Annotated in this window: 11 protein-coding genes; 3 read left to right on the top strand and 8 right to left on the bottom strand. The window is 71.7% G+C overall.

Features of this window, described 5'->3' with window-relative positions; genetic code table 11:
- Window positions 1–41 precede the first annotated feature (41 nt).
- Window positions 42–1,982: a SpoIIE family protein phosphatase gene (locus ABD901_RS01685; RefSeq protein WP_345120385.1), complete on the top strand. Its 1,941-nt coding sequence runs from the start codon at window positions 42–44 to the stop codon at window positions 1,980–1,982.
- Here ABD901_RS01685 and ABD901_RS01680 read toward each other — a convergent pair.
- The 5 genes from ABD901_RS01680 to ABD901_RS01660 all read right to left on the bottom strand — a co-directional run bounded on the left by ABD901_RS01680 (window position 1,979) and on the right by ABD901_RS01660 (window position 8,506).
- Window positions 1,979–3,874 carry a mannosyltransferase family protein gene (locus ABD901_RS01680; RefSeq protein WP_345120383.1) on the bottom strand — a complete coding sequence of 632 codons (1,896 nt, stop codon included), beginning with the start codon at window positions 3,872–3,874 and terminating at the stop codon, window positions 1,979–1,981. The genes ABD901_RS01685 and ABD901_RS01680 overlap by 4 nt on opposite strands.
- On the bottom strand, window positions 3,861–4,322 hold the full coding sequence (locus tag ABD901_RS01675) for a PH domain-containing protein (RefSeq protein ID WP_345120381.1): 462 nt from the start codon (window positions 4,320–4,322) through the stop codon (window positions 3,861–3,863). The genes ABD901_RS01680 and ABD901_RS01675 overlap by 14 nt, the downstream gene beginning before the upstream one ends.
- 16 nt (window positions 4,323–4,338) lie before the next feature.
- Window positions 4,339–5,823: a glycosyltransferase family 39 protein gene (locus ABD901_RS01670; protein ID WP_345120379.1), complete on the bottom strand. Its 1,485-nt coding sequence runs from the start codon at window positions 5,821–5,823 to the stop codon at window positions 4,339–4,341.
- 305 nt (window positions 5,824–6,128) lie between these two features.
- Window positions 6,129–7,049 carry a menaquinone biosynthesis prenyltransferase MqnP gene (gene mqnP / locus ABD901_RS01665; RefSeq protein WP_345120377.1) on the bottom strand — a complete coding sequence of 307 codons (921 nt, stop codon included), beginning with the start codon at window positions 7,047–7,049 and terminating at the stop codon, window positions 6,129–6,131.
- Window positions 7,046–8,506 (bottom strand): menaquinone biosynthesis decarboxylase, encoded by a 1,461-nt coding sequence (locus ABD901_RS01660; RefSeq protein ID WP_345120375.1) that lies wholly within the window; start codon window positions 8,504–8,506, stop codon window positions 7,046–7,048. Before ABD901_RS01660 ends, mqnP begins: the two co-directional genes overlap by 4 nt.
- A gap of 329 nt (window positions 8,507–8,835) precedes the next feature.
- Here ABD901_RS01660 and ABD901_RS01655 point away from each other — a divergent pair, with 329 nt between their 5' ends.
- Entirely contained in the window at window positions 8,836–9,468 is a 633-nt protein-coding gene (locus tag ABD901_RS01655; protein WP_345120373.1) for a UbiX family flavin prenyltransferase, read from the top strand.
- Here the strand turns inward: ABD901_RS01655 and ABD901_RS01650 are convergent.
- Window positions 9,431–9,658 carry a BldC family transcriptional regulator gene (locus ABD901_RS01650; RefSeq protein ID WP_345120371.1) on the bottom strand — a complete coding sequence of 76 codons (228 nt, stop codon included), beginning with the start codon at window positions 9,656–9,658 and terminating at the stop codon, window positions 9,431–9,433. The genes ABD901_RS01655 and ABD901_RS01650 overlap by 38 nt on opposite strands.
- A 185-nt stretch (window positions 9,659–9,843) precedes the next feature.
- Between ABD901_RS01650 and ABD901_RS01645 the strand changes: the two genes are divergently transcribed.
- Window positions 9,844–10,290 (top strand): Lrp/AsnC family transcriptional regulator, encoded by a 447-nt coding sequence (locus tag ABD901_RS01645; RefSeq protein WP_345120369.1) that lies wholly within the window; start codon window positions 9,844–9,846, stop codon window positions 10,288–10,290.
- Between the two features lie 5 nt (window positions 10,291–10,295).
- On the opposite strand, the gene ABD901_RS01640 is transcribed toward ABD901_RS01645, so the two are convergent.
- The gene (locus ABD901_RS01640; RefSeq protein WP_345120367.1) at window positions 10,296–10,901 is read right to left on the bottom strand and encodes a putative glycolipid-binding domain-containing protein; all 606 of its coding nucleotides are present in this window, start codon (window positions 10,899–10,901) and stop codon (window positions 10,296–10,298) included.
- Between the two features lie 44 nt (window positions 10,902–10,945).
- On the bottom strand, window positions 10,946–12,214 hold the full coding sequence (locus tag ABD901_RS01635; protein ID WP_345121115.1) for a DEAD/DEAH box helicase: 1,269 nt from the start codon (window positions 12,212–12,214) through the stop codon (window positions 10,946–10,948).
- Between the last annotated feature and the right edge of the window lie 129 nt (window positions 12,215–12,343).

The raw sequence follows: 12,343 nt of genomic DNA, 5'->3' as shown, positions 1-12,343 counted from the left end.
CAGGTTGGATTGTTACCACCGATCAGTGGAGACTGCGATATGTGACAACCCAGACCGTCCGGAGGATCAGGCTCCCGGCCGACCATAGCTCTCCCGGTCTGGCCCGCGAGGCGATCCGGACGATCGCGCACGAACGGGACCTGGGCCCGATTCTGGACGAGGCCCTGCTGTTGGTCACCGAGCTCACCACGAACAGCGTCGTGCACGCCGGCACCGAGGTCGACCTGGAGATCACCGCGAGTGACGCCGGCATCACCGTCGCGGTGCTCGACTTCCGCCCCGGCATGATCTCGCCCACCATCCACGACGCCGGGGCCGAGCTGCCCGAACGCGGCCGTGGACTGCTGCTTGTCGAGCAGCTCGCCACCGCGTGGGGCACGACACACTTCGCCGGCGGCAAGGGCGTGTGGTTCCGCCTCGACGTCGCGCCCGACGACCGGCCCGACCTGCCCGCGTTCGACCTGCCCTCGGCGGTCGACGCATTGACGTGGTCCGGCCGCGGTACCTCCCTGGAAGAGATCTCCGAGGAGCTCCTGCAGCGGCTGTGCCGGGCGATCGGCGCGTCCGGCGCGGCGCTCACCGTCGACGAGGGCGAGGGGCCGCGCATCGCCGCCGCGTACGGCCGCGTCGGCGGCTCCGCGGACAACGGCCGCCGGGTGCCGCTGCGCGTGGCCCGCCCGTGGCGCGCCGAACTGCTCGTCACCGGCGACGCCGGCAGCCCCTACACGCGCCCGCTCACCGCGCTGGCCGCCGACCGCCTCGCGCTGCTGGTCGAGAACCACCGGCTGCGCCGCGCCGACGCCGAGCGGCGCACCTGGCTCACGTTCCTCGCCGAGGCGAGCGAGCTGCTCGCGCAGTCCCTCGACGTCGAGCTCACGCTGGCCCTGATCCCGCGGCTCGTCGTGCCCCGCCTCGGGCGGTGGTGCGCCATCCACGCCGCGGACGCGGGCGGTGAGCTGCGCCTGGCCGCCGCCGCCCACGCCGACGAGTCCCAGGTCGGCGACCTCCTCGACGCGCTCGCGCAGGCGACGCCGCAGCTGAAGGAGGCGATGGGAACCGACGCCGTGGTACCGCTGGGGCCTCCCCTGGAGGGCTACGTCGTCGCGCTCATCGCCCGCAACCAGCACCTCGGCACGCTGACCGTCGGCGGCAACCGCGACACCTGGCAGCGCGCCGAAGAGGTGGCGGTCGTCGAGGACGTGGCCCGCCGCGCCGCGCTCGCCATCGACAACGCCAACATCCACGCGGAGCGGCGCAGCGTCGCGCAGACCCTGCAGCGCTCGCTGCTGCCGCCGCAGCTGCCGAAGGCGGAGGGCGTCGAGTTCGGCGCCGAGTACGTGCCCACCGGCGAGGGCGTCGACGTCGGCGGCGACTTCTACGACGTGGTACCGCTGTCCGGCCGGCGCTGGCTCGTCGTGGTCGGCGACGTCTCCGGCAAGGGCGTGCAGGCCGCCACCGTCACCGGCCTGGTCCGCGACGTGACCCGGGTGCTGGTCCGCGACGGCCGGCCGTTGCCGGAGGTGCTGCTGCGGCTCAACGAGACCCTGCTCGAGCGCGGCGGCGGCCGCTTCTGCACCCTGTGCCTCGCCCAGGTGCTGCGCCGCCAGGACGGCCGCCTCGACGTCACGCTGTACCTGGCCGGGCACGACCAGCCGGTGCTGCTGCGCGCAGACGGTCGCACGGAACTGGTCGGCGCATGTGGTACTGCACTGGGCCTGCTCGACACCATCAACACCCCGCGCACGCAGGTCTCGCTCGACCCCGGCGACACGCTGCTGTTCTTCACCGACGGGGTCACCGAGCGGCGCCGGGGCATCGACCTCTTCGGCGTCGACCGGCTGCGCGAGGAGGCCGCCAACCTGGCCGGGTTTCCCGCCGACGTGGTCGTGGCCCGGCTGCGGGCCCGCACGCTCAGCTTCTCGCCCGAGCCCCCGCGCGACGACATCGCGATCTTCGCCGTCCGCAACGACGCCGTGTCCTAGGCGACCCAGCCCGAGTGCAGGAAGTGCGCGGCCAGCAGGCCCTGGGTCAGCACGAACACCATCAGCAGGACCCGGTCCAGCCAGGGCCGCCCGCCGATGCGCCCGAGCACCATGAACGCGGGGAACACCTCGAGCCCGATCCGCGAGGCCGAATACAACGGGTACGGGATGTCGTTCGTGAACCGGCTCGGAAAGCTGATCATGAAGATCAGCAGTGCGGCGCCGAACAGCGGGAACAGCAGTTGGTCGCGGCGCAGGCGCCAGGGGCCGACGAGGGAGAGCACCAGCAGTACCGCCAGAAATGCCACGGTCGCGAGCTCCAGCAGGTTGTGCGCCCAGATCTCGGTGAACGGCGGCCCCGGTGCGCGCGCGGCCGCCAGGGGTGCCTGCCAGGGCCAGGCGGGCTTGCGCCCCCAGTGGGCGGCCTGGGTGTGCGAGAACGCGAGCGCATCCCCGTACGCGATCCGGTCCGTGATCATGACCCCGACCAGCCCGAGGGGCATGAGCAGCACCGCCAGGAACCCGAGCCGTTGCCGCTGGCTGCGCTTTTCGCCGACTGATGGGTTCTCGAGCCGGAAGGCGGGCGTATCCCCACCGACGGCGTCCGGCTCGCCACTGCGTTGGCGGGGTTGCTGGGTGACGTTGACGGGCGCCAACGCTGATATATCCGCATTTTTTAGGACATTGTGGTTTTTCTGCCTGCGGATGCTGTGAGCGCCGACATACGTGGTGGGGACGGCGCCGCGCACCAGGCTCCGCGCCCGCACGTACGTCCGCGTGTTGAAGTAGCTCTGCGACCGGAAGTAGGTGCCCGGCCGCAGGTAGCCGTGCCTGCGCGCGTACTCGAACGCGAACGCGGCCACCAGCAGGATGCCCGCCGACCTGGTCGCCGCGGCCAGCGCGCCCAGGACCCCGGCCCGCCACCAATGCTCGCGCCGCAGGCAGTACACGGTCGCGGCGAGCAGCGCGATGAACAGCCCTTCGTTGTACGCGGCGCTGAGGAAGAACCCGGTCGGGAACGCCACCAGGTAGAAGATCGTCCGCCCGGCCGCGGCCCGGTCCAGCTCGTGCTCGGCGAGCCGGAAGAGCACGACCAGCGCCAGGAGCAGGGCGACGTTGGCGACCAGCAGCGCCGCGACCCACGAACGCCCCAGGCACAAGGGCGTGAAGAGCCGGATCATCAAGGGGTACAGCGGGAAGAACGCCGCCGGCGAAGCATCCTCGGTGTATTGGTAGCCGTGCTCGGAGATCGCGATGAACCAGGGCGAGTCGTATCGCGTGGCCCACAGCCAGGCGATGTGCCCGGTGGAGCGCCCCGCGTCCTGGTCCCCGATCCAGGCGAGCGCCGACACCGCGGCGAGCCCGGCCTTGCTGGCGGCGAAGACCCCGAGCCCCGCGCCGACCGCCCGCCGCCACGGTCCGCCACCCGTCGCGATCATGGCGAGGACCTCGCGCGCGCTGGGCCCTCGCCGCCCGGGCCGCAGGTCCGCCGAGGTCGCAGCGGTGCCGAGGACGCCCGCCTGGCCCGGCGTGGGGCCGGCTTGACCTGGTGCGGAGCCGGCGTTGGTCGCGTTGCTTGCGGCGGTGCCGGCGTGGGTTGCCGCGGGGTCGGCGCTGGCCGTGTTGGTCGCGGCGGGGCCGACGTGGCCCGGTGCGGGGCTGGCGCTGGTTGCGTCGCTCGCGGCGGTGTCGGTGCGGGCGCGGGTTGTCGCGGGACCGGCGTTGCCCGGCGCGGGACTGCTGTTGCTCGACGCGGGGCCGTTGTTCGCGGCGCGGCCGGAGTTGCCGATCGCCGGGTGGGCGTTGCTCGCGGTGGGGCTGGGGTTGCTCGCGGTGGGGATGCCGCGCGCAGCGCTCAGCGCCCGCCGCCAGAGGCCGTCAGCCGCTCCCACCGGCGGTCCGCAGGCGGGCCAGCTCCTCGGCAACGTCGGCCGGGCGGGCGTTGAGGTCGTAGGTGCTCAGCAGGTACAGCGTGTCGCCCGCGTCGATCTCCAGGAACTCGCTGCGCAGGCCGGCGCGGGTGCGCGCGTCGACGCGGACCCGCTCGACCTGCGACCATTCCAGGCGCCGATGGCCCGCGTAGCCGGACACGACCGTGAGGCCGTGCGGGTCCGCGGCGAGCCGGACCGGGGCGAGCAGGTCGCGCAGCGCGTAGGCGCCGGCGACGACGACCGCGACCAGCGCGGCGGTCAGCGCCGAGCGGTCCCCGGCGAAGAAGTACGCGGCAACCGCGAGCACCACGGTGACGGCGCACTTGAGCGCCGTGAAGCCGGGCGACACCCGCCAGCGCAGGCTGGTCGGCGACGTCGCCGGCTGCTCGGAGAAGGCACCGCTGCGCATTTGCACACTCCTACGATTACGCAACCCAGCCGCCCCGCACGAAGTAAGCGACAAGAATCCCCTGCTGCATGAGAAACAGGGCGAGAAGCGTGCGATCGACCACCGGCCGCGCGCCGAGCCGCCCGAGGAGCATGAACGCCGGGAACACCTCGAGGCCGAGGCGCGAGGCGGAGTACAGCGGATAGGGCTGGTGCGACGACGGGAAGCTGATCATCAGCAGCGTCAGCACGATCCCGATGATCGGCAGGATCCACTGGTCGCGCCGCAGCTTCCACGGCCCGACGAACGTCAGCACGAGCGTGGTGACGATCAGCAGTACCGTCGCGAGCTCCAGCAGGTTGTGCACCCACAGGTCGCCGAAGCCGAAGCGCAGGCCATGCCGGGTGACCAGCGACTTGAACCCGCGCAGCACCGGCGCCCACGGCCAGTCCAGGTGCCGCCCCCAGTACCGCTGGGCCTTCAGGAACGCCAGCGGCTGGTGGTAGTAGTACAGCGACACGGCGGACACCCCGGCCGCCCCGAGCGGGATAAGCAGGATCGCCAGGACGTTGCGCCGCAGGGTGAGCCGGTTCACCCGCACGTACTCGTACACGAACGCCCCGGCCAGCAGAATCCCGGCCGAGCGCGTGAACGCCGCCAGCCCGCCGAACGCGCCCGCCCACCACCAGTACTGTTTTCGCAGGCAGTACACGCTGGCGATCATCAGCCCGATGAACAGGCCCTCGTTGTAGGCGGCGGTCAGGAAGAACCCGGTCGGGAACGCCACCAGGTAGAAGACCGTCCGCCCGGCGGTCGACTTGTCGAACTCGTGCTCGGTGAGCCGGAACAGCACGATCAGCGCGCCGAGCGTCGCCAGGTTGCCCACCAGCAGCGCCGCGGCCCAGTCCTTGCCGAAGCAGAGCGGGGTGAAGAGGCGGATCAGCGCCGGGTACAGCGGGAAGAACGCCGCCGGCGCGTTGTACGGATCGGCGTAGTACCCGAGCTTGGCCACGTCGCGGAACCACACCGAGTCCCACTGCGCCGCCCACTGCGCCGCGATGTAGCTCGCGGTGACGTTGGGCCGCTTCTCCCCGACCCACGCGAACGCCGAGACGAGCGCCAGCCCGACCTTGTTCGCGGCGAAGATCCCGAGCCCGGACAGCACCGCCCGGCGCCACGGCCGATCGGCCCGTCGCGCCTCGGTCGCGCCGGCTCGCTGCGGCTCGCTGACGCCGGCCCGCTCAGGCTGCGCCGCGCCGGCCCGCTCAGGCTGCGCCGCGCCGGCCCGCTCAGGCTGCGCCGTGCCGCGCTGCATGGCATCCGTCGCCGGCGTCGCAGGTGCGTTCGTGCTCGTCGCCGCGGCTCGCTCGCCGACCTGCTGTGGCATGGTCGCGGTTCCCTCGGCGTCCCGTTCGGCACCCACGGGCGGCGTCGCAGGTGGGCTCGTGCTCGTCGCCGCGGCTCGCTCGCCGACCTGCTGTGGCATGGTCGGCGGTCCCTCGCCGTCCCGTTCGGCATCCATGGGCGGCGTCGTAGGTGTGCTGGCGCTCACGGCCGCGGCCCTCCACGCCCAACGAGCTCGCCCGGGGCCGCGCCGCCCCGTGGGGCGACGAGGTCGCTCAGGGCCGCGTCCCTCCGTGGGGCGACGAAGTCGCTCAGGCCGCGGCCCTCCATGGGGCGACGAGGTGGGTCATGGTCGCGGCCTCCCACGGACGGCGGAGTTATTCACGGCCGCACCCAACGGGGACGACGGAGTTGCTCACGGCCGCACCCAACGGGGACGGCGGAGTTGGTCACGGCCGCACCCAACGCGGACGGCGCAATTGGTCACGGCCGCAGCCCCCCGCGGACGACGAGGTCGAGCAGCGCGAACACGAACAGCGCGATGCCCACGAACCCGTTGGCGGTGAAGAACGCGCGGTTGACCCGGGACAGGTCGCCGGGGCGGACGATCGAGTGCTCGTAGACGAAGGCGACCGCGGTCACCGCCAGGCCGATCCACCATAGCCAGCCCAAACCGACCAGCTGGCCGAACCAGACGAACAGGCCGAAGGTCACGACGTGCGCGACGCTGGACAGGCGCAGCGCGAACGGCACGCCGAAGCGGGCCGGGACCGAGTGCACGCCGATCTCCCGGTCGATCTCGGTGTCCTGGCAGGCGTAGATCAGGTCGAAGCCGCCGATCCACAGCCCGACCGCGGCGCCGAGCACCCAGGCCGGGCCGGACCCGCGCAGGTCGCCGGTGACCGCCAGCCACGCGCCGACCGGGCCGACGAGCTGTGCCACGCCGAGGATCGCGTGCGGCCAGTTGGTGAAGCGTTTGCCGTAGGGATAAATGACCAGCGGGACCACCGCGAGCGGCGCCAGCGCCAGGCACAGCGGGTTGAGCAGGGCCGCGGCGCCGAGGAACACCACCAGGGCGACGGCCGCGCCGGTCCACGCGGTGCGCACGCTGACCGCGCCGGTGACGAGCTCGCGGCGGGACGTGCGCGGGTTGCGCGCGTCGATGCGCCGGTCGATGATCCGGTTGGCGGCCATCGCGAAGGTGCGCGCGCCGACCATGGCGATCGTCACCAGCAGCAGGTCCAGCCAGCCGACGTGCGGGTGGCCGCCCGTGGGTGCGCCGGTCGTCGTCATCACTGTCAGGGCCGCCAGGTAGGCGAACGGCAGCGCGAACACCGAGTGCTCGATCGCGACGAGCCGCAGGAACGCCTTGACCCGGCTCGGGGGTGCCTCAGCGAGCGTCACTTGAACCCATACTCTCTCCAGCGCTTGTCGACCCGCTCCACGATCTCGGGCGACATGACCATCTCTTCCGGCCAGCCGCGATGGTAGCCCTCGGCCGGCGTCTTCCGCGTGGCGTCCAGCCCCGCCTTGCCGCCCCAGAACTGCTGGTAGGAGGCGTGGTCCAGGTGGTCGACCGGGCCCTGGGTGAGCAGCAGGTCGTGCGAGTAGTCGACGTTGCCGAAGGCGCGGAACGCCACCTCGGCGTAGTCGTGCACGTCGCAGTCCTCGTCCACGACGACGATCAGCTTCGACAGCGACAGCAGGTGCGCGCCCCAGACGGCGCTCATCACCTTCTGCGCGTGCTTCGGGTAGCGCTTGCGGATCGAGACGATCACGCAGTTGTGGAACACGCCGGCGGCTGGCAGGTCGTAGTCCACGATGTCCGGGATGAGCAGCTTGAGCAGCGGCAGGAAGATGCGCTCGGTCGCCTTGCCCAGGCCGTGGTCCTCCTGCGGCGGCTTCGACGTGATGATCGAGTGGTAGATCGGCGACTTGCGCATCGTCATGCACTCGACGTGCAGCACCGGGAAGGGCTCGACCGGTGTGTAGAAGCCGGTGTGATCGCCGAACGGGCCCTCGGGCAGCCGCTCGCCGGGCTCCAGGTAGCCCTCCAGCACGATCTGCGCGCTGGCCGGCACCTGCAGCGGCACGGTCAGGCAGTCGACCATCTCCACCCGCTCGCCGCGCAGGAAGCCCGCGAACAAGTACTCGTCGATGTCGGACGGCAGCGGCGCGCTCGCCGTGTAGCTGACCACGGGGTCGGCGCCTATCGCGATCGCCACCGGCAGGCGCTGCCCGAGCCGCTCCGCGACCGCGTGGTGCGCCGTCGAGTCCTTGTGGATCTGCCAGTGCATGCCCAGCGTGTTGTGGCTGTGCTGCTGCAGCCGATACAACCCCAGGTTGCGCTTGCCCGTCTCGGGGTGCTTCGTGTGGGTCAGGCCGAAGTTGTGGTAGATGCCGCCGTCGTCGGGCCACACCTGCAGCCCCGGCAGCCGGTTGAGGTCGACCTGGTCGCCCTTGTACACGACCTCCTGGCATGGCGCGGTCTTCACGTGCTTCGGCGGCACCGCCTTGAGCTGCAGGAGCTTGCCGATGCCGTCGCGAATGCCGGCCCAGCCGACCGGCAGCTCGGGCTTGACCAGCTCGCCGATGCGCGCGCCGACCTCGTCGAGCGACTCGACGCCCAGCGCCATCGCGGTGCGCCGCTCGGTGCCGAACAGGTTGATGGCCACCGGCATGTCGCCGCGGGTCGGCTTGTCGAAGATCAGCGCCGGGCCGCCGGCCCGCACGGTGCGGGTGACCACCTCGCTGATCTCCAGGTGCGGGTCGACGGGCGCGCTGACCCGGTGCAGCTCGCCCACCCTGCCGAGGGCGGCGAGGAACTCGTTGAGGTCTGCATAGGGAAATCCGCGAGCCATGCCGTCATCCTCGCAATCGGGTACGACATTTCTTGCGGCGCCCTCCCAAGTGCCGCTCGTCACGGCGCCCGCCGGCGGCGGAAGCGGCGCCGTCGCCCGTGCCGCTCGTCACCTGCGCCCGTCGGCGCTCCACCAAAAGCGCGCCCGTCGGCACTCCACAAAGTGGCGCCCGTCGGCACCCCACAAAAGCGGCGCCCGTCGGCGCCCACAAAGCGGCGCCTGCCGGGCGGTCCACGAACCGGCGCCGTCCCACGTGCCGCTCGTCACGGCGCGCCGCGACGCGGCGCGTCCCCGCGGAGGCCGTGCGGCCGCCGTGGCAGAGTTGGTGCGTGGATCAGCGCACGCCGTGGGTGGTCGGGGTCTCCGGCGCTTCGGGCACGCCCTACGCGGCGGCGGTCATCCGCGCACTGTTCGACGCTGGCGAGGCCGTCGACCTCGTCGTGTCGCGCGCGGCCCGCCTCACGATCCTCGACGAGACCGGCGTGTCCTTCCGCGACGCGCACTGGAAGGACGACCTCGCCGCGTGGCTCGGGCGCCCGCTCGACGGCGCCGATGCGGCCTACTGGCCGGCCGGCGACCTGGCCGCCGGCCCGAGCAGCGGTTCCTACCCGGTCAAAGGCATGCTGATCGTGCCGGCCAGCACGGCCGCATGCGCCGGCATCGCCATCGGGCTGTCCAAGGACCTCCTGCAGCGCGCCGCCGAGGTGAACCTCAAGGAACGCCGCCCGGTCGTGGTCGTGCCACGCGAGACCCCGGTGACGCGAAGCCACCTGGAGCACCTCATCGCACTACACGACGCGGGTGCGGTCATCCTGCCCGCGAGCCCCGGCTTCTATGCCGCCGGCGCCGCGGCCACGGCCGCGCAGCTGGTCGACTTCGTCGCCGGCAAGGTTCTCGACGCCGCCGGTGTGTCGCACAGCCTGTTCACTCGTTGGTCGGGTGAGCTCGGCCATTCCCATTAGAGGTGTCCTCCACGGCGCCCTCGCCTTCGAGCAACGCCCTCACCTCGGATTCTCGGAACCGCCGGTGTCCACCCGGGGTTCGGATGCTACTGATCCGTCCGGCTGCGGCCCATCGCGTCACCGTCTTCGGATCGACGCGAAACAAGGCAGCGACCTCACCGGGCGTCAGCAGACGATCTCCCGTCTCCACGGCCCCTCCTTTACCCTGGGTGGCTCGCCGGGTCCGCGCACCCCCATGCTGCGAAGCTGAAAGCGCGAGTCATCCTGGGATGTACGCCCATTACAGCACCGCTCACGTGCCGTGTCCGGGAAACGAGGAAAACGCACTTCTGGGTAATTAGCTGTGTTAAAAGCCGGACCGTTAGGCTTGTCGCGATGGACGCGATCGATCGTCACCTCATCGACCTCCTGCGCGACAACGCACGGCTCCCGTTTGCGGAGCTCGCCCGCCAGGTCGGCCTGTCCGCACCAGCCGTGCACGAGCGCATCGGCAAGCTCGAATCGTCGGGGGTGATCAGGGGCTACCGTGCCGAGGTGGAGCCCGAGACCATGGGCTTTCCCCTCACCGCGGTGATCGGCATCGTCCAGGACAGCAGCGGCGACGCCGAATCCGTTCTCGAAGCCCTGCGCGCCCGCCAGGAGATCGAGTCGTGTTACTTCATGGCGGGTGAGGAATCGTTTCTGTGCAAGGCGAGGGTGAAAACCATCGGCGATCTGGAACGGCTCATCGTCGAGCTGAACCGCATCAAAGGTGTCGCCCGCACTCGCACGACGATCGCGCTTTCCACGAAATGGGAGGGCCGGTCCCAGCCGGCGAGCTGAACGCATCACGCGAGGGTGGCCAGGCCCGGATATACGGTCACGTACCCGTCGTCGGTGAGGTCCAGGTCGGCCGTGAAGTTCTCCGAGCGGTACCGCACGCGCCTCGGGCCGAGCACCTGATAGCTCTGCTGGAGGGGCAGCACGGCGAGGCTTGGCAGGAGTACCCACGCGGCCTCGATCTGGACCGTGGTGCCAGTCTCCGCCCGGTGCAGGCCCAGGCGGCGCACCGGCAGGGTGTTGGTCAGCGGGGAGTTGTAGAGATCCACGTCGAGCACGGCGTGGAGCCGGTCGGGGTCCTCGATGCCGGACAGCGGTGCGGCGGGCAGCGCGCGGCCCAGGTCGCCCTGCTCGCTGGTGGTGACCCGCCAGCGGCCGGCCGCACGCTCCATGCGCAGCGTGCGCAGCCAGCCGGCGCCCTCGACGGCGACCTCGAACCGGGTGCTGGCCCAGGCCTCGTCCGTGTGCAGCTCGTAGCGGCAGGAATACAGCGAGTTGTCGGCGGCGAACGCCACGCCCTTGGCGCGTAGCCCGCGCCGGTCGTCGAGCGTGACGAACTCGCCGCCGGTGGTGTCGGTCCGCTGCCAGGCGAACGCGCGCGGTAGCACGGTCATCTCCGGACCGTACAAGACCGGGCGCGTTCGCGCTGTCCAGCTCGCTACCGGTTGCGCGGTGGGCGGCGGTCGTTCATGCGGCGCCCGCGCGGCGTCGGGGCCGGGCTGTGGTGATGGTTGGCCCGCACCGGCACCCCGCTGGGCTGGCGGGCGCCGGTGACCTCGGCCAGCGCCGGGTCGCCAGCGCGGACGCGCAGCTCGTTCGGGGTCACTCCGGCCTTGGCCAGCAGCGCCGCGGCCTGCCGCCGCTGCCGGGGCAGCACCAGCGTGACGACGGTGCCCGCCGCACCGGCTCGAGCGGTGCGCCCGGCCCGGTGCAGGTAGTCCTTCTGGTCGCGCGGCAGGTCGACGTGCACGACCAGCGACACGTCGTCGATGTGGATGCCGCGCGCGGCCACGTCGGTGGCCACGAGCACGTCCACGCTGCCCTCGCGGAACTCGGCCAGCGTGCGCGTGCGCACCCGCTGCGTCTTGCCGCCGTGCAGCGCGCCGGCCCGCACGCCGACCTTCGCGAACTGCTCCACCAGCTCGTCCACGGCGGCCTGGGTCTTCACGAACAGGATCGTGCGGCCCTTGCGCGCCGCGATCGAGGCGGCGATCGCGAACTTGTCGTGCGGCGGCACCAGCAGGACGTGGTGGTCCATCGAGCCCACCGAGGCGACCGCCGGTTCGATCGAGTGCGTCACCGGGTCGACCAGGAACCGCCCGACCAGCGCGTCGACGTCCTTGTCCAGCGTCGCGGAGAACAGCAGCCGCTGCCCCGCCGTCGGCGTCTGCGACATGATCTCGGTGACCTCGGGCAGGAAGCCCATGTCGGCCATCTGGTCGGCCTCGTCGAGCACGGTGATCTCCACCGCGTCGAGCCGGCAGACGCCGCGCTTGATCAGGTCACCGAGTCGCCCCGGAGTGGCCACGAGCACGTCGACGCCGCGCTCGAGCGACCAGATCTGCCGGTCGTACGGCACGCCGCCGACGGCCGTCTTGCAGAACAGGCCCAGCACCTTGGCCAACGGGGTCAACGCGTCGTTGACCTGCATGGCGAGCTCGCGCGTCGGCACCAGCACGAGCGCCTTGGGCGCGTGCGGCCGGGAGCGGCCCGAGGCGGCGAGCCGGGCGAGCATCGGAAGGCCGAACGCCAGCGTCTTGCCCGAGCCGGTGCGCCCGCGCCCGAGCACGTCGCGGCCGGCGAGCACGTCGGGGACGGTCGCCGCCTGGATCGGGAACGGCTCGGTGATGCCCTGGGTGGCCAACGTGCGCACCAGCCGGTGCGGCAGGCCGAGATCCGCAAACCCACGAGCCTCGGTCGGCTCGATGCGCGAATCGGGTTGTTCGAAAATTGAGGGATACGAGCTGGGGTCAGCGAGCAGCAAGGAGCTGGGACCTTCCGATTGGAGAACGGTTAAGACTATCCGATCTCGCACCGAAGGCCCCAGCCGACGTGC

It is taken from the genome of Dactylosporangium darangshiense, assembly GCF_039537565.1.
Classification (GTDB): Bacteria; Actinomycetota; Actinomycetes; order Mycobacteriales; family Micromonosporaceae; genus Dactylosporangium; species Dactylosporangium darangshiense.
Note: the sequence above shows the minus strand (reverse complement) of the source record. Positions and strands in the feature narration are given on the sequence as shown.

Excerpts from the sequence above, each read along its gene's own strand:
- ABD901_RS01670 (WP_345120379.1), bottom strand. The coding sequence starts at position 5,823 with ATGGATGCCGAACGGGACGGCGAGGGACCGCCGACCATGCCACAGCAG.
- ABD901_RS01660 (WP_345120375.1), bottom strand. The coding sequence starts at position 8,506 with ATGGCTCGCGGATTTCCCTATGCAGACCTCAACGAGTTCCTCGCCGCC.
- ABD901_RS01640 (WP_345120367.1), bottom strand. The coding sequence starts at position 10,901 with ATGACCGTGCTACCGCGCGCGTTCGCCTGGCAGCGGACCGACACCACC.
- ABD901_RS01675 (WP_345120381.1), bottom strand. The coding sequence starts at position 4,322 with ATGCGCAGCGGTGCCTTCTCCGAGCAGCCGGCGACGTCGCCGACCAGC.
- ABD901_RS01645 (WP_345120369.1), top strand. The coding sequence starts at position 9,844 with ATGGACGCGATCGATCGTCACCTCATCGACCTCCTGCGCGACAACGCA.